Below are 18558 nucleotides of genomic sequence, written 5' to 3'. Positions count from 1 at the left end.
GGGAGCGGCCCCCGCCCTCGCATGCGCTCACTTGCGAGGACCACTCGGGTAGCTCAGCGGGCACTGTCGATGATCGACCCACCATCGGGCGTGAGCGAGTAGCCGGTCAGGAACTGGGCGTCCTTGCTCGCCAGGAACAGCACCACGGGCGCGATGTCTTCCTCCGGCGATCCGTAACGGCCGAGTGGATTGGTCGGCGGCGGGACATCGACTTCGGGTCCCAAGTCTCAGCCACCGGCAGGACATTGTTGACGGTGATCTTGTCCCCCCCCATTCGCGGGCGGCCGTTCTCGTGAGCGCCCGCACCGCCTCCTTGGCCATGTTGTAGGGAGCCATGCCTGCCAGTCCCGACACGCCGGCCAGGGAGCCGAAGTTAATGACACGACCATCCCCGCTCACTTTCAGATGCGGATAGGCCGCCTGCATGGCGCGCAGATAAGCGATCGGGCCGATGTCGAGATTGCGCTGGAACTGTTCCACCGGGAGGTCGAGCACGGACGCGTAGGCAACGGTAGGATCGAAGGCGTTGTTCACGAGAATGTCGAGACCACCATAGGCGTCGACCACCTTTTTTACCACTGCGTTGATGTCATCGGCATTGCCGAGATCGGCTGGAACCGCGAGCGCCGTGCCGCCGGCGGCCTTGATTTCGGCTACGACGGCTTCAACGTTGGCCAGGGTGCGCGACAGTACGCCGACCTTTGCGCCTTCGGCTGCAAACAGCTTCGCGGTCGCGCGGCCGATGCCCCGACTGGCGCCGGTGACGAGTGCGATTTTTCCTTCAAGTCTTGCCATGGTGTTTTCTCCTCAGTTGAGACTTGTCTGTTGGGTTGCCGCGACCAGACCGTAAGGCGACGGCACATCGCGAGCGGCATTCTGCGTGGCAAAGGAAGCGGCGAGCAATGCGAGGCCGATCACGGCAGGCAGCGCACCAGCAGGCTTGCGAACGCCCAGATGCGCCGATCCCGATAGGATCAGATGGAAGAAGGTGCCTGCATAAGCCAGATCGCTCAGCGGCACGCTGACCCGCGACAGGATTGCGAGTGGCCCGAGAACCTTCACCCCGATCATGAGAGGCAGGAGATAGGGAGCCGGATAGTTCAGCTCGGCAAGGGTTTGCCGAACCCAGGCTCCTTTAGTCAAATAGAGAAACGCGGAACTTAGATAGAGCAGCGAAAGCAGTGCTGTGCTGACCCAGTAGATGACGGTTGCTGTCATGACTATTCCCGTGGGCGTCGCGCCTCCGATGAGACGTCGGCCGATTTCGCTGTTTTCCTTCATGTCCTCATTGGCATCGCAGCCGAGAACCTGTACCACAATTTGGATATTGAACGGAAAAGCGCAAGTAGTATGAATTTTCGACAGTAAGTATGGAAAATAAGACCAATGGGAAAATGTGACGACTTCACGATGCAGGACGAGATGCGCCGCGCCTTCGATATGCTGTCGGGCAAATGGAAGCTGGAGATCATGTGGCTGCTGCATCAGCGTACCCATCGCTTCGGCGAATTGCGCAAGGGCATCCCCGGCATCACGCAGCATATGCTGACGGCTCAGCTTCGTGAGCTCGAGGCCGATGGACTAGTGGCCCGAACGGTGTTCGCCGAGGTGCCGCCGCGCGTCGAGTATGCAATGACCGACAAAGCGCGGGGGCTCGGCCCCACCATGGAAGCGCTCACCGCGTGGTGGAATGAATATGGCAGGCAGTCCCCACCAAAGCCAAGAAACCGCAAGGCAAAAGATTGACGGAGCCGTCCGGCATTAGGCCGGACGGTCTTATCCTCACGCGGGTTCGGCTACCTTAAAGAGTTGACCATAAGGCGAGGGCTTGCGTCGCGCGGCGTTCTGCGTGGCAAACGAGACAAGCAAGGCGGTCAACCCGATTAAAGCTGGCGCGAAGCCGTAGTCGCCAGCATTGAGATGTGCGGAAATCGCCAGCAGCAGGTGATAGAACATTCCCGCATAGGCAAGGTCAGACAGAGCGACATTGAACCGCCAAAGGATCGTCACCGCAGCAAGCGGCTTCAATACAGCCAGTATTGGCACGAGATATGGCGGGTAGCCGAGTGTCGGGAAGATGCGCTGCACGCCGGCGAGGTCGGAAAGATAATAGGCGCCGCCGGCCAGATAGATGAGAGACAACAGGCCTGTGGCGACCCAGTAAATCCATTTCAGCTTCATTGGTGATTTCCTATTTACGAGAGAAGTAGGGCGGCAAGGACCTGCCGCAGAGCCTTGGGCGGACGGCCGGAGAGTCGTTCGACATCTCCGGTGACAATGTCGAATGCGCCGCGGATGAAGCTTTTCTGGATATCGATGACGGCATTCACCACCGCCTGGGGCAATCCAGCCTGCGACAGGCCCGAATGCAGTTGCTCCTCTGGCAGAACGAGGAAGGTGAGGGGGCGGCCTATGATGTCGGCGATGAGCGCCGCACGCTCAGCGCCCGAGAGGCGCTGTTCTCCTGTCGCGTGGTAAATCGCGCCGTCGTGTCCCTCGCTCAGGAGAATGCCCGCAGCAGTCGCGGCGACATCGTCGCGCGAGACGAAGGAAACCCTGTTCTCGGCAAGGCCGGTCAGCACGCCGCTGCCAAGGGACGCCCGTGCCTCGTCGGCCAGGGCCTCGGCGTAATAACTCATGCGCAGGATCGTCCACATGGGCGCTTTGGCGATCAGATGCTGCTCACCCTTCCAGTACCCCGAGCCCAGTTCGGCATCGTCGGCCCGCTTCGTTCCCGCAGCTGACATCAGGACGATGTGGGGTACGCTAGACTTCCTCGCAGCATCGATAGCGGCAACCAGTTGCACCGCGCGCTTGCCCGGCTCCAGGTCGGCCGAGGGGATCAGCAGCAACCGGTCCGGCCCTGCATAGGCGTCGGGAAGTCCGTCGGGCTGATCGTAATTCCCAGGTCGCTGCTGGACGCCATCCGGAGCTCCTTCCGGCGTTCGCGAGATCGCGAAGACCTCATGTCCGCCGCCTCGCTGGAGCAATTCCGCGATCACTGTCTTGCCGAGATGCCCGGAAGCACCGCTGACGCCGATTTTAATTGTTGGCCTCTTTGTTTGATTTAACGCACAAGCTGTTCCCAATGTTGTATATGTTCCCACCGCAACGCGTAAGAATGTACAAAACGGTGCGTCACGCACCTTTATGTGCGTGGAAGGGTCTACATGCCGGCGATGACGAAGGAACGCGATACGCTCGACGATTAGCAACACGCAAAGTGCAGACTGCTTGGCCAGATTCTCGACCGTGTCGGCGACAAATGGACGATCATGGCGGTCGGAGCGCTTTCCGACGGTCCACTGCGCTTCAACGCCATCATGCGACCATCGAGAAGCCAGCCGAGATGGACACTGCGAACCTCAACCTTGTCGTCCTGCCCAACCAGATAGAGTTGCGATTTCCCGGCATTGTCGCGTTGCACCGCCTGCTGGGGTACGGCGAATGCGCCTTCCATCGAGGCCTGCTTCATTCTCGCCCTGACATCCATGCCGGGGAGAAGGTTTGTCTCGGGATTGGGAAACGCCGCTCTCAGGATGATCTGTCCGGTCGCTGCATTGACGACCGCCTCCGAAAACAGCAGCTTGCCGTTATGCGGACAGGATTGACCTTCTGCCGATGCGAGCTTGAGAAGAGCACTGCCTGTTTCATCCGCCTTCAGTCTTCCGTTGCCCACCGCATTCTTGAGGGCAATGAGGATGTCTGCCGGCCGGGTGAAGTCGGCATAGATGGGTCAATTTATTGTTGCCAGAACATCGGATGTCTGGCTTACCAAAAGCGCCTTCCGTCACCAGTGCGCAGCCGATCCTCCCCGAGATCGGCGCGCGGATTTCGGTATATTGCAGCTCGAGCTGCGCGGTGCTCAAATCGGCCGCGCTCGTTCGACATCGGCATTGGCCTGCGCCAGTTGCGCGACGGCGCTTTCGGTCGTCTCCCGGCTGGCAACGCCGCCCTGCAGCAATTGCGTCTGCCGATCCGCTTTCTGCCTGGCAAGCGTCTGAGCGGCCAGTGCCGCATCCAGCGTTGCCTGTAGGAGGCCAGTTTGGCGCGGAATGGAGCAGGGTCGATGAGATAGAGAACATCGCCCTCGCGAACCGTCGAGCCCTGTTCGAAAATCCGCTTGAGGATCAAGCCGGTAACGCGGGGGCGGACATCGTCCGTAACCATGGGCGCCACCCAGCCGGGAAGCTCGATGACTACCGGCAATATCTCCGCCTGCACATCGATGATGGCGACTTTAGTTGGCGGGAGCTTTGGTCTGCTGTTCGTCCGAGCACCCCGCGATCGCGAAGCAGAATCAGGAAGCGAGCAGAAATCCTGCCTTCTTCGACAAATACGGAATCAATTCATCCTTCATTATTCCACGCGGCCGTTCATCGCAAGCGGTCGACCGTTGCGAAGCCCGCCGCGGCTGCATGGCGGCCATCGACTGGTGCTCGGAAAAACCGGATTTGTCCTCATCGCCGCGCTGATGCCGCTCCGCTTGAGGCAGGCCTTTGACAACGCCGCGCGTGCCCTTCGAGACAGGTTCGAAACATAATTTAATCTTATAACACAGTACGCAATCTTGATCCGGGAGAAAGTGTCTTGCTCCGAGGGGGTTTCGCAAGCGGAACGCCCCCTCCCTCCCAACAGATCACGAGGCATCCCAATGCATTTCAAGACAGTCGTTCTGGCCGTTTCTGCGGCTCTTCCTTCCACGGCGGCGGACATAACGTTTGCGTAGCCCAGCCCCCAGCTAGAACATCAGGCTTATGCGGTTTTGACTGGTCCGGCTTTTACCTCGGCGGCCAGGGCGGCTATACCTGGAACCAGGCAACCATCTTCGATTCGGTCGAAGAGCTTGACAGCGGTTCGGCCGGTCTTCATGCCGGTTACTACTTCCAGTCCGGCGATATCGTTTATGGTATCGAGAACGACTTCAAGTACAATTTCGAAAACAAGTGAGCCCACGTCTGTCGAAAGTTCCATAAGATAGATTATGCGATCTTGGTGTGTAAGGGCTGGCAGATTCCATTTTCAAATGCAACGAAGGCCATAATGGCCATGGTTTCAGGAGGATGGAATGGCCCGCTCTTTTGTGGAGTTGAGTTTGGATGAACGCCGTATCATCGCACGGATGCATGAGAAGAAGATCAGTCAGGCTGAGATCGCGCGCGCCCTTCGCCGCGACCGCTCAACGATCTGCCGGGAGCTGCGGCGGAATTTCTGGCATGATCGCGACGTTCCGATTGCGGAAGGATACTGGCACGTCACAGCGCATAGGATGGCGTGCGACCGGCGTCGCAAATACCGCAAGCTGCTGCGCGACCCCAGTCTGTACGCCGCCGTTATCGATCGGCTCAAGGACGGTTGGTCACCGGAACAGATTTCTGGTCGGCTGCGGCTTGCCAGTGGCGCAACCACCCGTCTGAGCCATGAGACAATGTACCAGTATGTCTATTCTCAGGAAGGCCAGGATCAGCAACTGGCGCGTCACCTGCCTGAACGACATCGTAGGCGGCGGCCGAGATATGCACGCAAACCCAGAAGCCTTGTCTTTCCAATGGAATGCGCCATTCGCAACAGGCCTGAAGTCATCAACTCCCGCAGTGAATTTGGTCACTGGGAAGCGGATATGATGATCTTCAGAAAGGAGCGTGGCGCCGCAAACATCGCCACCGTCGTGGAGCGCAAGAGCCGTTACACTCTGCTGTTTCGAAACAATGACCGGCGCTCGAAGCCGATCATGAACCAGTTGATCAGGCACCTGGCACCCCTGCCCTTCCAAGCCAGGCAAAGTCTGACATTCGATCGAGGGTTGGAGTTCGTATCATGGCGCGAGCTCGAGCACGGCATGGGAACGACCGCCTGGTTCTGCGACCTGCAAGCTCCATGGCAGAAAGGCACGGTCGAGAACACAAACAAGCGTGTTCGACGATACCTGCCGTCCGAAACGATCGTGCTGGATGTCAGTAATCAGGAGATCCGCTCCTTATGTGACAGGCTGAATGACACGCCGCGCAAGTGCCTGGGGTTTCAAACACCAAAGGAGATGTTCAGCAGACATCTATTGGCTCTGGAAGGGCAATGCTTGTAGCTTTCGAAGGAGCGTTGCATTCAAGCTGGAACCAGCAGCTATTTAGTAATGCGACACTTGGGCCAGATAGAAATGCGACACTCTCCTCGCACGACTCTGGTCAATGTCAACGTTGGGAGCAAGGATGCGACGATGTTCAGCCTGACTTCGCTCAGGAGCGTTCGGAGTTGCCATGTCCTTTTTGATCACCATGTCGCAGAAAGAATTGCATCGCCTCGAAGTCATCCAGAAGATTCATGATCGGCGCCTGAGTGTCGTCCAGGCCGCCGGCGTGCTCTGCATCAGCCGAAGCCAAATGCATCGGCTGTTAAATGCATATGAGACCGATGGCATGCCCGGTCTCATCTCTAAGAAACGTCAACAACCAAGCAACCGGCGTCACAGCGAGGATCTTCGCAACGCCGTTCTCGATCTGGTCAGAGAACGGTATGCCGATTTCGGTCCAACCTTGGCTCGTGAGAAGCTGATTGAGCGGCACCAACTGGCGATCGGCAAGGAGACGCTGCGCCAATGGATGACCGAGGCAGGCATCTGGATATCTCGGAGAGAACGCAAGAAACGTGTCTTTCAACCCCGAGGCCGGCGCGATTGCTTTGGCGAGCTGGTGCAGATCGATGGATCGCATCACTGGTGGTTCGAGAACCGAGGGCCAAAATGCGCCCTTCTCGTCTACATCGATGACGCCACCGGCAATCTGCTGCATCTGCGTTTTGCCGGATCTGAGAACACTTTCGATTATCTGCATGCGACAAAAGCCTATTTGCAGCAATGGGGTAAGCCGCTTGCATTCTACAGTGACAAGCATGGCGTGTTTCGCTCTACGCACGCTTCTCAGAAGGATCGAACCAGTGGCCTGACACAGTTCGGACGCGCGCTTTATGAGCTGAACATCGATATCATCTGCGCCAATACCCCGCAGGCAAAGGGTCGAGTTGAACGTGCGAACCAGACCCTGCAGGATCGATTGGTCAAGGAATTACGGCTTCGCGGTATCGACACGATAGAAGCTGCTAACCACTACATTCCGGAATTCATTGCTGATTTCAATACTCGTTTCGGCAAGCCACCCCGCAATCCGAAAGACATGCATCGTCCCCTCGCCACCCATGAGAACCTTGATGGCGCCATGTGCCGTAAGGAAGTCCGCACGCTGTCCCAGTCACTGACGCTACGCTATGACAAGGTGATATTTATCCTCGACCCGACGGAACGGGCAACGTCGCTTGCCGCCAGATTGCCGATCGGGTCGTCTTCATGGATGCGGGGCGGATCGTCGAAATCGCATCTCCGGAGGAATTTTTCAGTGCTCCGAAGGGAAGCCGGACAAGAGCTTTCCTGAAGCAAATTTTGCACTAGCCGTGTCGGCAACAGGTTTTTCTGCATCCGGGGAAAGGTGCGGCAAAAACACAAGAACGAGAAACGTTCGATCGACAACGATGAAACAAAGGGAACCGCAGCCATGACCAAAAACATCAGCATGATTTCGCGCACCGCAGCAGCTCTCGGGGCCATCGCAGCCCTGATGCTTCAGGCCGCGCCAGTATCCGCACAGTCCTTGCCAAAAGCGATCAAGGACGCCGGCATGATCCGGATCGGCGTAAAATGCGACTCTCCGCCGTTCGGCGCATCCGGCACCGATGGCAAGCCGGCCGGCATCGAGATCGATATTGCCAAGCAAATCGGCATCGCCGCTTTCGGTTCAGCCGACAAGGCGGAATTGAGCTGCGTTGCGACCGATGCCCGCATCCCGTCGCTGACCGGCGGCAAGATCGACCTCATCATCGCGACACTCGGCAAAACACCGTCGCGCGAGCAGGTCATCGACTATTCGAATATCTATTACTGGGGCAGCAGCCGCGTCATCGTCCCGAAGGAAAGCAAGGTCCAGAAGCTTGCCGATCTCGGCGGAAAGTCCATGCTCATCGTCAAGGGCGGCTCGCAGTTGAAGTGGCTCAAGGAGCGCATCCCGACGCTGAAATTTATTCAGCTCAACACTAACGCCGATAATCTTCAGGCTCTTCAGCAGGGTCGTGCCGATGGTTATGTCGGCGACGCCATCACCATCGCGACGCTCGCCAGCAGCTATCCTCAATTCCGTACTCTGGAGGAGCCGGTCGATCTTGGCTTCAACGGTGTCGGCATCCGCAAGGGAGAAGATGAGTTGAAGGCTTTCGTCAACGGCGTCCTGAAAAAGCTGAAGGACGAAAAGTTTTATTCGAAGACGGTTCCGACCTATGTCAAGGATCCGGTCGTCGCCCAGGAAATGATCAAGTCCTTCGAAACGGACCCGCCAGCCGCGAAGTGAACGCCTGATGAGGTCCCGGTCGCGATAGCTGCCAGGACCGACGATCACTGGAACGCGATCACGGATGATGGCCATGAATTTTGCCTATACTCTCGAAGCCTTGCCGGATCTGATTTCCGGCCTCAGGATGACGCTGCTCGTCAGTTTCATCGCGATCTTCCTGTCCTGCACCATCGGCGTGATCGGCTCGATCATGAGGACAAGTGGTGTGAAGGCACTGGAATATACGGTCACCGCATATGTGGAGTTCATTCGCGGCACGCCATTCCTCGTGCAAATCTTCTTCGTATTCTATGGTCTACCCAGCCTCGGCTTGCGTTTCAGCATATTCTGGTCCGGCGTGATCGCGCTGACGGCCTGGGCCAGTGCGTTCCAGATCGAGAATTTCCGCGCAGGTTTGGCGGCGGTAGACAGGGGAATGCAGGATGCGTCGGCATCGCTTGGCCTCAAGCGATGGCACTACGGCCTTTTCATCGTGCTGCCGCTGGCCGCGCGCGCCGCGCTGCCATCTTCGATGAACACGATCGTCGCCACGATCAAGAACTCCGCTTATCTGCAGGCAATCGGCCTGGTGGAACTCACTTTCGTCGCCGTCGACAGGATCGCCTACGATTTCCGGGCAATCGAAATGTTCGCCTCGATCTGCGTGATCTACCTGCTTTGCGTCTTTACTGCATCCGGCCTCGGCTACATGGTCGAACGCCGCCTCAACAGACCCTTTGCCGGGAGGTAAGAAATGCTGCTTCTCGAGTTCAAGTCCTTCCTGCTTGAGGGTATCCTCAACACCCTGCTTCTTTGCGGCATTATGATCTTGGGCGGAACCTTCTTCGCCATTGTTTTCGCGGCCGGCCTCTCCGTGAAGTCGGGCTGGGTCAGCCGTCCCGTGTACGGTCTGGTGGAATGCCTTCGCGACATTCCGCTGATGGTTACTGTTCTGATGGTCTACTTCGTGCTTCCGCATGCAGGGCTTTCATTGAACCCGTTCTGGTCAAGCACTCTGAGTGTTTCCGTATGGGGCGGCGCGAACGGCGCGCACATCATCCGTGCCGGATTGCTCTCTGTGCCGACAGGACAGCGAGAGGCGGCATTGTCTTCCGGCTTACGCAGCTGGAAAGGGCTACTCCTCGTCGTATTGCCACAGGCTATGCCCATCATTCTGCCGCCCTATGTTAGCCTTGTTACTGGTCTGGTACAGGCGAGTTCTCTAGGATCGGTACTTGGCGTGAACGAACTTCTTCGCTCGGCTCAGATCCTCATCGAGCAGACCACCATCTCACGTGGAAGAAGTTTCGCCTATCTCTTTTATGGCGCCATTCTTGTTGTCTATTTCGCTCTTTGCTGGACCATCTCTGCTCTCGGAGCACGACTTGAGCGACATTTTGCCCGCCCGTATCGGAAAGACAGGCACCGGAAGGCGCAAATAGAGGAGGCCACGCCTGTAATTCAGACGACGACATAATCAGGGCCGAAACGACGCCTTTGCTTAAGATTGAACCCATTCACGCAGATGCGTCACGCCGGGCAGATCACTTGCTCGCCTTCTGGAGTCGTTTCACCTTACCTAATGGCTGCGGCTCTAAAGCGGTGCTCACAGAGTCCCGCACGACCAGGGTCGCCTGGAGCAGCGTTTCCCGACTTGTTTCAGTTGTCTCTCCCGTTAACCGAGCGATAAGGTCCTCGGTGGCGGCAGCAGCTAATTCTCTGATCGGTTGCGAGACGACGGTCAGAGGAGGTGTCACCGCCGCTGTCCAATCAGCATTGTCAAAAGAAATGAGCGAGACCTCATCCGGTATAGCCAATCGTAAATTTCTGAATACGTTCAACAAGACAAGCGCAACAGAACTATCTGTGGCAAGAATTGCGCTGGGACGGTCCGGTCCATCGAAGAGCCTACGGACCTTCTCAGCCAACTTCACAATGTCCCAACCGCCGAGAACCACCAAGTTGGGATCAATCTCGATGTTTGCATCGTGCAGAGCGGCACGATAACCGTCGATGCGTTCACGAACGGACGAAATCAGGTATTCTTTCTCTCCGTGAGACGGAGCGTTTGAGACGAGCGCAATGCGTTGGTGCCCCTTCGCGATGAGCGATGCAACCGCCTGGTGGGCCGCCCCATAGTTGTCGATTGCAAATGTATCTGCATTGAGAACAGGCACGCGGCGATCAAGCAAAACCAGCGGGCAACCACCGTCTCTGGCACGCTTTAAATGATCGACATCGATGCTGGACGTCGGCGATACGATAAGACCGTCGACGCGCTTGGATAGCAGAACACGCACCGCCTCACGTTCAAGCGCGATATCTTCATCAGTCGTTGCTAGAATGACCGCGAAACCCTTGGCACTGGCGGTATCAGTAATGGCTCTGATCGCACGGGCGAAGTAGAGGTTCTCGATATCGGCAATGACGACACCGATCGTCTTGCTACGCCCTGTCGCCATGCTTCTGGCCAGCTGATTGGGCTGATAAGCTAGCTTCTTCGCCGCATCGAACACCTTTTTACGCGTGTCCACACCGACGTAGCCGTAGCTGCCCAGGACGCGCGCAGCAGTGGCTCGAGAGACACCTGCAACCCTTGCTACATCATCGATTGTCGGCTGACTGCCCACGCGTTCATTTTCTTTCATTTCATGTCCGCCTCGAAGATCAGGAAGATCGTCTCGTATCAGATCAAGACACCTTAAACAAATCTCTTGACAGCGGCCAGCGGAATATGGGAGCGGTATCACCTGAGAGCGGTATCACACATCGCCGCCGTATGAGGAGCATCATGACAAACTACCCAAACCTTGTTTCGCCCGACGTCGATTTCCGCCGTATCACCGAGGCGGCTGTTGCGCAGCGCGAGCGCATCAGCACCGTTGCACAAACAGCAGCCAAGAACATGAGCAACCTGTTCCTTGTTGGTTGCGGTGGCTCCTACAACGATTTCTCGGCAGCATCATACCTCGCAGATCGTGCTGCTGAATTTCCGACGTTCATTTTCAACAGCGAGGAGTTCAATCGCCGCCGCCCTGCATTGCTCGGTCCAAAGTCGGTTGTCTTGGTCGCCTCCCATAACGGCACGACTAAAGAGACGATCGAAGCCGCCCGCTGGGCGCGAGCCGCTGGTGCCCACGTTATTGGATTCACAAAGGACGACAGCACCAACCTCGCGGCGGAATGTGACGAGGTCTTCACCTATAACAGCGACCGCACGATCCTTGCTCCGAAGCAGGTTCTGATCGGCCTGATGCTCACAGCGCTGTTGAAGGCCGCTGGTTCTAAACTCGATTTTACGACAATCGACCAGGCTTATGCCGCTGTACCGGCCGCTTTTGAGAAGGCAATCCAGGAAGCAGAGGCTCATCTGCACGAAATCGCCAAAGCCTTTGGTCACGAGCCGTTCACATATGTCCTTTCCGCTGGACCGAACCAAGGCGCGGGGTACGGGTTTGCCATGTGCTATCTGATGGAAATGCAATGGAAGCATGCATCCTGGTTCAATGCGAACGAATTCCTCCACGGCGCTTTCGAAGTCGTCCAGCCTGATACGCCAGTCCTGCTGTTCAAGGGCGAAGACGACACCCGTGCCGTGATCGATCGAGTTGAAACGTTCCTTAACAAGAACACCAAGCGCTGCTTGGTCGTCGACTCCAAAGATTACAGCCTGCCGGGTGTACCCGCGTCGATGCGCGGTGAGATTTCTCCAATGCTTCTGTCGACGCTCTCGAAGCGCCTCGCCGAGCATTATCAAGCTGTCACCGGGCACCTGCTGACAGACCGCCGCTACATGTTCAAAACAACCTACTGAGGCAGCGACATGCGTATTTGTGGCGTCGGCGACAATGTGGTCGACCGATATTATAAGCAAAAGCTGATGTTCCCCGGTGGCAATGCGGTGAATTTTGCCGTCCATGCCGAACGCAGCGGGATGGATGCTGCCTACGTTGGAGTTATCGGGACGGACTCGGATGGTGATCTGATCCGGTCGAGCCTTCAGGCCGAAGGCGTCGATCTGACACACCTTCGTGTCAAGGACGGCCCCAATGCCTTTGCGACCGTGCACATGGATGACGACGGCAACAACCGGAAATGGGGCCTTTGCGAAAAGGGCGTGTCGATGTTCCAGCTCGATAGCGCCGAACTTGAGTACCTCGCAGGTTTTGATCTGGCTCATACAGGTGAGACAAGCCGTTTAGATGGCCAGCTTCCCGAGATCCGTGCAAGGGTTGCGATCTCCTTCGATTTTTCGGATCGTGATCTCGATTATGCGGCGAGCGTACTGCCCTACGTGAAGGTTGCGGCTTTCTCACGCTCGGGTGCGAGCGAAACTGAAATAGCCCGGATCCTCGATATCGCCCATTCTGCCGGAGTCGAGCTCGTAACAATCACGCAGGGAGCTAAAGGGGCCACCGTATCCTATAACGGTGAAGTCCTATTCGTACCCGCAATGCCCGTGGATGCCGTCGACACCCTCGGGGCAGGCGATGCGTTTGTCGCCAGATTGGCATGCCGCGTTCTGAGCGGCGTTCCACTGGCCGAAGCCGGTAAAGACGCAGCCCAATACTCTGCGCTAATCTGCGGGACGCGCGGCGCCTTTGGTCACGCCCGTCCTATCACCCGCGATATTCCTTTGTGAGAGCGCCATGACAGAAAACCCAGCAGACTCCAAACTGACATTTCCAAACGAAGCCGACTACACCAGGCGCATCGAGCGCGCCAGAACCGCAATGAAGGAGAACGACATTGACGTTCTCGCATTGTCGAGCTTCGACAACCATCGCTTCTTTACCGGTCTCGACGGCATTGCATCCGTGAGGCCAATTTGGTTCGTCTTCCCTCAGGATGGCAGCCCGGCGTTCATTTCTCCGCGCATCGAAGCACCTGAAATTCGCTCGCAGTGTACCGTTCCGGTCGCCGTCGAATGGGTTGAGTGGGAAGAGCCGGCCAAGACGCCAATGTCGTTTTCGGCTGCTCTGGCAAAGCATATTGAGGCGGTCGCGCCAACAGCACGCAAGATTGGCGTAGATTTTGATGCCACCTCCGCACGCAGCCTGGATCTGGTTCGCGATGCTCTCGGTAGCGATCGAATCGTCGATATTACTGACATCATTCGCGACGTGCGCCGTCGCAAAGATCAGGCAACGATCGACGTCGTTCGCCGCAGCGCTGACATCGCAGCGCACCAGTTTCTGGCAAGCCGCGAAGCCGTCAAGCCAGGCGTTCCGGAATGGAAGGTGGCGCTGGCATCCCGGACCGCGGCAATGGAGCGTGCGGCGGAGTGGTGGAATGGCGACGAAGATCATTCGCCGCTTCTGCAGGGTATCCACGTCATGGGCTGTGGGAGCATCCGCTCCGGTCGTGCGCATGCCGTTGCTGCGGGGCGCCCAATGCGCGAGGGCGAGGTTGTACAGCTTTGCTATTGCGGCCGCCCGTTCTTTGGCCACGGAATATGTTTCGATCGCCCGCTAAAGGTGGGGGCAGAAGAAGTCTCGGATGATCTTCGCAAGATTGTCGATGTCGCACGCAAGGCGCAAGAAGCCGCACTGGCAAAAGTTCGTGCCGGCGTGACGACCGGCGAGGTCCACGCCGCTGCGGTCGCAGTTATCGAGGGCCATGGATACGGCGGCGCTATGCAGCATCGCACTGGGCGCGGTATTGGCCTGTCAGATCCTGAATTCCCTGAGATCAAAGCCAACGATCCGACAGTTCTCGAAGCCGGCATGTTGCTGGGCATCGAGCCTGGTGTTTACGTCGATGGCGTCGGCGGCGCCCGTTTTGGGGACACCGTCCTTGTGACGGAGACCGGATACGAACCGCTCACGCCTCTTGAATTGGGCAGGGACATCTAATGACAGACCAGTCGCTCCCCGCCGTTTCCTTCCAGGGTGTCACCCGGCGCTATGGGCCGGTCACTGCGGTGAGCGGCGTCACCCTCGACATAGCAAAGGGCGAATTCTTCGCCCTGCTCGGCTCAAGTGGTTCCGGCAAAACAACGCTTCTGATGTTGCTTGCGGGTTTCGACCAACCGACGGAAGGCACGGTGCTGATGTCTGGCACCTCCGTGACGGAGGTTCCGCCGCACCGCCGCAGCATCGGCGTGGTATTTCAAAACTACGCCCTTTTCCCTCATATGACCGCAGGAGAGAATGTCGCCTATCCGCTCAAGATGCGCGGCGTCGGGCGAAGTGAACGGGAAGAGCGCGTGAAAGCGGCGCTCAGTCTCGTCAACCTGACGGATCGCGGGGCTTCATATCCTATCCAGATGTCTGGAGGACAACAGCAGCGTGTGGCACTTGCCCGCTCACTGGTCTTCGGTCCTGATATTTTGCTCATGGATGAACCGCTCGGAGCTCTCGACCGGAGACTTCGTGACCAGATGCAGCACGAGCTGAAGCGCATCCAGCACGAACTCGGCATCACCGTCATCTATGTGACCCATGACCAGTCGGAAGCGATGGCGATGGCGGACAGGATTGGAATCATGTCGTGCGGTGAACTACTTCAGGTAGCCGATCCTGAGACCATTTACGCAGCGCCTTCCAATCATTTCGTTGCACGGTTCATCGGCGAATGCTCGATCCTCCGGGTTACAAGCCTGGACGATGGCCGAGGATACCAGATCGCAGGCGCGCGCCAGTTGCTGCCGTCCCCGGCTAAGACCCCTTTCGATATTGTGGTCCGACCGGAAAGCGTTTCAGTCCGCTCAGTCGCCGAAGCAAATTCGGACGAAGGCTTCGCGGTTCCAGCAACAATCCGCGACATCACCTATCTCGGATCCGGGTGGCGCGTAGCACTGGAAATTTCTGACGGGCAGTCGCTGCTCGCCAACATCATGCGAGGAGACCTTTTGGCCGGAAGCCTTGAGCCCGGAAAAAGCGTGATTGCGCGATGGGCTCCAGCATCCGTCGCCGTTCTTCCGACTGAAGGATGACCCTAAAGCGGAATATTAGAGGAGAAGAAACTGTGGGAACGATCAAACAAAAAACTGGGATTTGGCTTGCAGCTGCGGGCGTTTTTCTTCTTGCCGGCGCCGCACCAGCCGCCGAAGTGGTGGTCGCATCATACGGCGGGACTTTCCAGGATGCTCAGACAAAGGCTTTTTTCGAGCCTTACAACAAAGCATCGGGTGTGAAGGTCACTGCCACGACGGGTTCAGCCTATGCCAAGGTCAAGGCTATGGTTGAGAGCGGTAATGTGACGTGGGACGTCGTGTCTGCTGAAAGTTCGGCACATGCGAACGAGGCCAAGGACAACCTTCTCGAACCCCTCGACTACAAGACCATCAAGGCGGACGGTATCCCCGCCGAACTGCGCACCAAATACGGCATCGGCTATATCACATTCGGGATGAATCTTTCCTGGGACAAGGCGAAGTTTGCGAATGGCGTCACGCCGGCGCAGTTTTTCGATCCCTCGGTGAAAGCCCGTCGTGCTATTCCGCTAGAACCCGAATACACGATTGAATTTGCCCTGCTCGCCGACGGCGTCAAGGCTGCCGACCTCTACCCGTTGGACGTTGACCGCGCACTTAAGGTGATCGACCGCGTTAAAGACCAGATCGTTGCCTACAAGGGTGCCGCCGACACGCAGGCGCTGATCCAGCAGGGTGAAGTCGATCTGGCCTACATCCCGAACGGCCGCGTGAACAACGCGATCAAGGCCGGCGCAAACTGGGCTTACGGTTGGGACGCATCGGTCTCAGATACCGAATGGTGGGTCGTCGTGAAAGGTGCTCCACACAAGGATGAAGCGATGAAATTCATCAATTTTGCGGTTCAGCCCGAGAACCAGGCGGAGCTGACACGAAACATCCCCTACGGTCCGACCAATGTCGAAGCGCTTAAGCTTCTCGATCCTGCGGTCGCAAAAGACCTCCCAAGCTACCCGGAGAATGCGAAGCTTGGCGCGATCCTCGATTCAAAGTGGTGGAACGACAACCGTGATGCAGTGAAGGCCCGCTGGTCCACTTACATAATGAACTGATCGCATTAAGGCAGGAGCGAACGACGATGACGCGAAATTTTTCAAGAGACTGGGAGCGGCTCTTCCTACTTGCTCCGGTGTTTATTCTCCTTCTCGTCGCACTCGCACTGCCACTGCTTTACATTGTGCCCTCTGCGTTCGGCGGAAATGCCGCCGGACGCTTTCTCAAGATTTTCGAAAGTCCGGTATACCTGAAAATTATTTGGACGACGGTGCGGATCAGCCTTGAAGCGACTGCAATAACACTCGTTGTCTCCTTTCCGCTGGCGTGGCTCCTGAGCCGGGCGACGGGATTTAAGGCGATGTTTCTCGGATTGCTGGTCCTCGTTCCGTTTTTGAGCAGCGTTCTGGTTCGAACCTTCGCGTGGCTGGCAATCCTAGGTCAGCGTGGACTTATCAACGGGACGCTACTTAGTCTCGGGCTTATTTCGGAACCATTGCCGCTTCTCTTCAGCGAACCTGCAGTCATCCTCGCTTTGGTTCACTCTTCAATTCCTATGATGGTATTCGCCCTGGTAACAGTGCTTCGTCGCATCGACGGCCGCGTCCTGCTGGCAGCTAATACTCTCGGCGCGAACCCGCTCCGGGCTTGGTTTGGCATCGTCATCCCACTCTCAATACGTGGTATCCAATCAGGCGTTATCATCATCTTCCTCTTCACCATCGCGAGCTTCATTGCGCCGGCTTTTCTTGGCAATCAACGCCAGCAAATGCTCGCGCAAGTTATCCAGTCGGAGATCGAGACTGGTGCAGACTGGCCGTTCGCGGCAGCACTTGGCATCACGCTCGCGTTGGTCGCGACAATCGTCGTCGGCCTATTAAGTTGGGGTTTGAGTTTCTTCTCTCGTTGGCAAAGGCCAGGCTCGTCGCCTGCGGACCGATCGCAGCCGTCAGCAGGGCACGCGGATATGGATCTTCTACGTCGGCCTGTAGCATTACCCTCTGCTCGGTTTCAGCTTTCGGCGCTGTTGTCGAACGGCGCACGCTTGTTTGAACCAGTCTATCTTACATTGGTTTCAATCTTCATTCTCCTGCCGCTCGTTGTCCTCTTTCCGGTATCATTCAGCTCGGCCGACGTACTCATCTTTCCGCCTCCTGGCTATTCGTTGCGCTGGTTCGAGACGATCTTTAGCAGTTCAGAATGGACTAGCGCGGCACTTACGAGCCTACGTATAGGTGTAGCCACTTGCTTGCTCAGCCTGATGCTTGCCACGCTCGCCGTGCTCGGGTTCGGTCGGCAAAGATTTATCTTTCAGGGAGCACTCGAAGCCTTGGTGCAAGCTCCCCTCAGCGTCCCGGCCGTCGTATTCGCCCTTGGCGCATATCTGGCTTTCGCACGGGTGGGGCTTGTGGATACGGAGATGGGCATCATCATAGCGCACACGGTGCTGATCTTCCCCGTTGTCTATCTTATCGCATCGGCAACTTATAGCTCGATCGACCCCAGGCTTTCGCTCGCAGCGGCAAGCCTCGGAGCAAACCCTTGGAGCGTTTTTCGCACGATCGTCTACCCATTGTTGCTACCAGGTCTTGCAATCGGCGCACTGATCGCCGTCCTCCTTTCATTCGATGAATCTGTGGCTTCGATCTTTCTCAGCGACCTTTCGGTCAAGACACTGCCGAGAAAATTGTGGGAAGGGATCCGCTTCAACACAAGTCCAGAATCCGCCGCCGTTTCCGCGGTTCTGCTAGGCGTGACATGCGCCTTTATCGTCGTCGGCATAGTGGTCATGCTGTGGCGCAAGAGGGTCGCTGGCGCTCCGACCATGATTGGAGTTTTGAACACCCCGGTGGAAGAAGCTTAGGCCTCCCAAGGCGATGTGGCTGCCGTCGGACTCTCCTGCGGCAGCCGCACACAGCTTGGCTCTGAATGAGCCGGTCCGACCGGAACAAGAGAAAGTCACGAGAGTATGGAGAAGAAGCCCAACACAACTGATAATCCGTCGAACGGCAGCAGGGTTGCATCTGATTTGGTCGAGAACTACGGACCAATAGGACTTAAAGCTGTGCTGTCCGCGACCCTTACTTACCGGACGCATGGATGTGGGCCAGGAAAGACAGCCGACGATATCAACATCCACCTTTTATCTCGCCTTTCCAATGTTGCGGGGCCAGACGCAGTTGAGATTGAAGTCGAAGGGAACGAGAAGCGGAAGGACGTGTAACGCGAATGAATTCATTTCCTTCTTAGGAGAAATGT

Annotated in this window: 18 protein-coding genes and 5 pseudogenes; 16 read left to right on the top strand and 7 right to left on the bottom strand. The window is 57.2% G+C overall.

From position 1 onward, the window contains the following. Positions 1-53 precede the first annotated feature (53 nt). Together CFBP5473_RS25545 and CFBP5473_RS24115 are read right to left on the bottom strand one after the other, a co-directional pair. A pseudogene (locus CFBP5473_RS25545) lies at positions 54-795 on the bottom strand (SDR family NAD(P)-dependent oxidoreductase). 12 nt (positions 796-807) lie between these two features. Beyond that, on the bottom strand, positions 808-1218 hold the full coding sequence (locus CFBP5473_RS24115; protein WP_027677299.1) for a DoxX family protein: 411 nt from the start codon (positions 1216-1218) through the stop codon (positions 808-810). Between the two features lie 168 nt (positions 1219-1386). Between CFBP5473_RS24115 and CFBP5473_RS24110 the strand changes: the two genes are divergently transcribed. Continuing rightward, on the top strand, positions 1387-1746 hold the full coding sequence (locus CFBP5473_RS24110; protein ID WP_027677305.1) for a winged helix-turn-helix transcriptional regulator: 360 nt from the start codon (positions 1387-1389) through the stop codon (positions 1744-1746). Positions 1747-1782: 36 nt separating this feature from the next. Here the strand turns inward: CFBP5473_RS24110 and CFBP5473_RS24105 are convergent, their stop codons facing one another. Together CFBP5473_RS24105 and CFBP5473_RS24100 are read right to left on the bottom strand one after the other, a co-directional pair. Continuing rightward, positions 1783-2181 (bottom strand): DoxX family protein, encoded by a 399-nt coding sequence (locus tag CFBP5473_RS24105; RefSeq protein WP_027677306.1) that lies wholly within the window; start codon positions 2179-2181, stop codon positions 1783-1785. A gap of 14 nt (positions 2182-2195) precedes the next feature. Further along, the gene (locus tag CFBP5473_RS24100) at positions 2196-3047 is read right to left on the bottom strand and encodes an SDR family oxidoreductase (protein ID WP_027677307.1); all 852 of its coding nucleotides are present in this window, start codon (positions 3045-3047) and stop codon (positions 2196-2198) included. A 183-nt stretch (positions 3048-3230) separates the two neighbouring features. Here CFBP5473_RS24100 and CFBP5473_RS25540 point away from each other — a divergent pair. After that, positions 3231-3329 (top strand): annotated as a pseudogene (locus tag CFBP5473_RS25540) (winged helix-turn-helix transcriptional regulator); the annotation flags it as partial. 62 nt (positions 3330-3391) lie between these two features. Here the strand turns inward: CFBP5473_RS25540 and CFBP5473_RS25805 are convergent. Both CFBP5473_RS25805 and CFBP5473_RS24090 read right to left on the bottom strand, forming a co-directional pair. Then, positions 3392-3679 (bottom strand): annotated as a pseudogene (locus tag CFBP5473_RS25805) (efflux RND transporter periplasmic adaptor subunit); the annotation flags it as partial. Positions 3680-3771: 92 nt separating this feature from the next. Further along, on the bottom strand, positions 3772-4209 hold the full coding sequence (locus tag CFBP5473_RS24090; protein ID WP_136954448.1) for a hypothetical protein: 438 nt from the start codon (positions 4207-4209) through the stop codon (positions 3772-3774). On the opposite strand from CFBP5473_RS24090, the gene CFBP5473_RS24085 reads away from it, so the two are divergent. The 8 genes and pseudogenes from CFBP5473_RS24085 (at position 4196) to CFBP5473_RS24050 (ending at position 9846) form a co-directional block, all read left to right on the top strand. After that, complete coding sequence (locus tag CFBP5473_RS24085; RefSeq protein WP_051441462.1) at positions 4196-4543, top strand: hypothetical protein; 348 nt, start codon at positions 4196-4198, stop codon at positions 4541-4543. The two genes, CFBP5473_RS24090 and CFBP5473_RS24085, sit on opposite strands and share 14 nt — an antisense overlap. A gap of 47 nt (positions 4544-4590) precedes the next feature. Further along, positions 4591-4950 (top strand): hypothetical protein, encoded by a 360-nt coding sequence (locus CFBP5473_RS24080; RefSeq protein WP_136954447.1) that lies wholly within the window; start codon positions 4591-4593, stop codon positions 4948-4950. Between the two features lie 118 nt (positions 4951-5068). Next, positions 5069-6082 (top strand): IS30 family transposase, encoded by a 1014-nt coding sequence (locus CFBP5473_RS24075; RefSeq protein WP_027677311.1) that lies wholly within the window; start codon positions 5069-5071, stop codon positions 6080-6082. Between the two features lie 172 nt (positions 6083-6254). Further along, positions 6255-7316: pseudogene (locus CFBP5473_RS24070) on the top strand (ISNCY family transposase); the annotation flags it as partial. Continuing rightward, a pseudogene (gene glnQ, locus CFBP5473_RS25535) lies at positions 7310-7438 on the top strand (glutamine ABC transporter ATP-binding protein GlnQ); the annotation flags it as partial. The pseudogenes CFBP5473_RS24070 and glnQ, both read left to right, overlap by 7 nt. 103 nt (positions 7439-7541) lie before the next feature. Beyond that, the gene (locus CFBP5473_RS24060; protein ID WP_084631805.1) at positions 7542-8387 is read left to right on the top strand and encodes a transporter substrate-binding domain-containing protein; all 846 of its coding nucleotides are present in this window, start codon (positions 7542-7544) and stop codon (positions 8385-8387) included. Between the two features lie 64 nt (positions 8388-8451). Then, complete coding sequence (locus CFBP5473_RS24055; protein ID WP_027676679.1) at positions 8452-9120, top strand: amino acid ABC transporter permease; 669 nt, start codon at positions 8452-8454, stop codon at positions 9118-9120. Positions 9121-9123: 3 nt separating this feature from the next. Next, positions 9124-9846, top strand: a complete 723-nt coding sequence (locus CFBP5473_RS24050) for an amino acid ABC transporter permease (protein ID WP_027676680.1) — start codon at positions 9124-9126, stop codon at positions 9844-9846. Between the two features lie 67 nt (positions 9847-9913). Here CFBP5473_RS24050 and CFBP5473_RS24045 read toward each other — a convergent pair whose 3' ends face one another. Then, positions 9914-11017, bottom strand: coding sequence for a LacI family DNA-binding transcriptional regulator (locus CFBP5473_RS24045; RefSeq protein ID WP_037171562.1), 1104 nt, complete (start codon positions 11015-11017; stop codon positions 9914-9916). Between the two features lie 143 nt (positions 11018-11160). Here CFBP5473_RS24045 and CFBP5473_RS24040 point away from each other — a divergent pair, with 143 nt between their 5' ends. From CFBP5473_RS24040 to CFBP5473_RS24015, 6 genes are read left to right on the top strand one after another with little or no spacing between them, the layout of a single operon-like run. Beyond that, the gene (locus CFBP5473_RS24040) at positions 11161-12183 is read left to right on the top strand and encodes an SIS domain-containing protein (RefSeq protein ID WP_027676681.1); all 1023 of its coding nucleotides are present in this window, start codon (positions 11161-11163) and stop codon (positions 12181-12183) included. A 9-nt stretch (positions 12184-12192) separates the two neighbouring features. After that, entirely contained in the window at positions 12193-13011 is an 819-nt protein-coding gene (locus CFBP5473_RS24035; protein WP_027676682.1) for a PfkB family carbohydrate kinase, read from the top strand. A 7-nt stretch (positions 13012-13018) separates the two neighbouring features. Next, complete coding sequence (locus CFBP5473_RS24030) at positions 13019-14224, top strand: M24 family metallopeptidase (protein ID WP_027676683.1); 1206 nt, start codon at positions 13019-13021, stop codon at positions 14222-14224. Further along, the gene (gene potA / locus CFBP5473_RS24025) at positions 14224-15306 is read left to right on the top strand and encodes a polyamine ABC transporter ATP-binding protein (RefSeq protein WP_051441386.1); all 1083 of its coding nucleotides are present in this window, start codon (positions 14224-14226) and stop codon (positions 15304-15306) included. The genes CFBP5473_RS24030 and potA overlap by 1 nt, the downstream gene beginning before the upstream one ends. A 32-nt stretch (positions 15307-15338) precedes the next feature. Then, positions 15339-16358, top strand: coding sequence for an ABC transporter substrate-binding protein (locus CFBP5473_RS24020; protein WP_051441387.1), 1020 nt, complete (start codon positions 15339-15341; stop codon positions 16356-16358). A 26-nt stretch (positions 16359-16384) separates the two neighbouring features. After that, entirely contained in the window at positions 16385-18163 is a 1779-nt protein-coding gene (locus CFBP5473_RS24015; RefSeq protein WP_027676684.1) for an ABC transporter permease subunit, read from the top strand. Positions 18164-18558 lie beyond the last annotated feature (395 nt).

The organism is Agrobacterium larrymoorei (assembly GCF_005145045.1).
Lineage (GTDB): Bacteria > Pseudomonadota > Alphaproteobacteria > Rhizobiales > Rhizobiaceae > Agrobacterium > Agrobacterium larrymoorei.
The sequence above is the reverse complement of the archived record's forward strand: the minus strand, read 5'-3'. Positions and strand labels throughout refer to the sequence as shown.

What these genes read in the sequence shown, in the direction of transcription:
- CFBP5473_RS24115 (WP_027677299.1), bottom strand. Translation starts at nt 1,218, where the DNA reads ATGACAGCAACCGTCATCTACTGGGTCAGCACAGCACTGCTTTCGCTG.
- CFBP5473_RS24110 (WP_027677305.1), top strand. Translation starts at nt 1,387, where the DNA reads ATGGGAAAATGTGACGACTTCACGATGCAGGACGAGATGCGCCGCGCC.
- CFBP5473_RS24105 (WP_027677306.1), bottom strand. Translation starts at nt 2,181, where the DNA reads ATGAAGCTGAAATGGATTTACTGGGTCGCCACAGGCCTGTTGTCTCTC.
- CFBP5473_RS24085 (WP_051441462.1), top strand. Translation starts at nt 4,196, where the DNA reads ATGACTACCGGCAATATCTCCGCCTGCACATCGATGATGGCGACTTTA.
- CFBP5473_RS24075 (WP_027677311.1), top strand. Translation starts at nt 5,069, where the DNA reads ATGGCCCGCTCTTTTGTGGAGTTGAGTTTGGATGAACGCCGTATCATC.
- CFBP5473_RS24060 (WP_084631805.1), top strand. Translation starts at nt 7,542, where the DNA reads ATGACCAAAAACATCAGCATGATTTCGCGCACCGCAGCAGCTCTCGGG.
- CFBP5473_RS24055 (WP_027676679.1), top strand. Translation starts at nt 8,452, where the DNA reads ATGATGGCCATGAATTTTGCCTATACTCTCGAAGCCTTGCCGGATCTG.
- CFBP5473_RS24050 (WP_027676680.1), top strand. Translation starts at nt 9,124, where the DNA reads ATGCTGCTTCTCGAGTTCAAGTCCTTCCTGCTTGAGGGTATCCTCAAC.
- CFBP5473_RS24045 (WP_037171562.1), bottom strand. Translation starts at nt 11,017, where the DNA reads ATGAAAGAAAATGAACGCGTGGGCAGTCAGCCGACAATCGATGATGTA.
- CFBP5473_RS24040 (WP_027676681.1), top strand. Translation starts at nt 11,161, where the DNA reads ATGACAAACTACCCAAACCTTGTTTCGCCCGACGTCGATTTCCGCCGT.
- CFBP5473_RS24035 (WP_027676682.1), top strand. Translation starts at nt 12,193, where the DNA reads ATGCGTATTTGTGGCGTCGGCGACAATGTGGTCGACCGATATTATAAG.
- CFBP5473_RS24030 (WP_027676683.1), top strand. Translation starts at nt 13,019, where the DNA reads ATGACAGAAAACCCAGCAGACTCCAAACTGACATTTCCAAACGAAGCC.
- potA (WP_051441386.1), top strand. Translation starts at nt 14,224, where the DNA reads ATGACAGACCAGTCGCTCCCCGCCGTTTCCTTCCAGGGTGTCACCCGG.
- CFBP5473_RS24015 (WP_027676684.1), top strand. Translation starts at nt 16,385, where the DNA reads ATGACGCGAAATTTTTCAAGAGACTGGGAGCGGCTCTTCCTACTTGCT.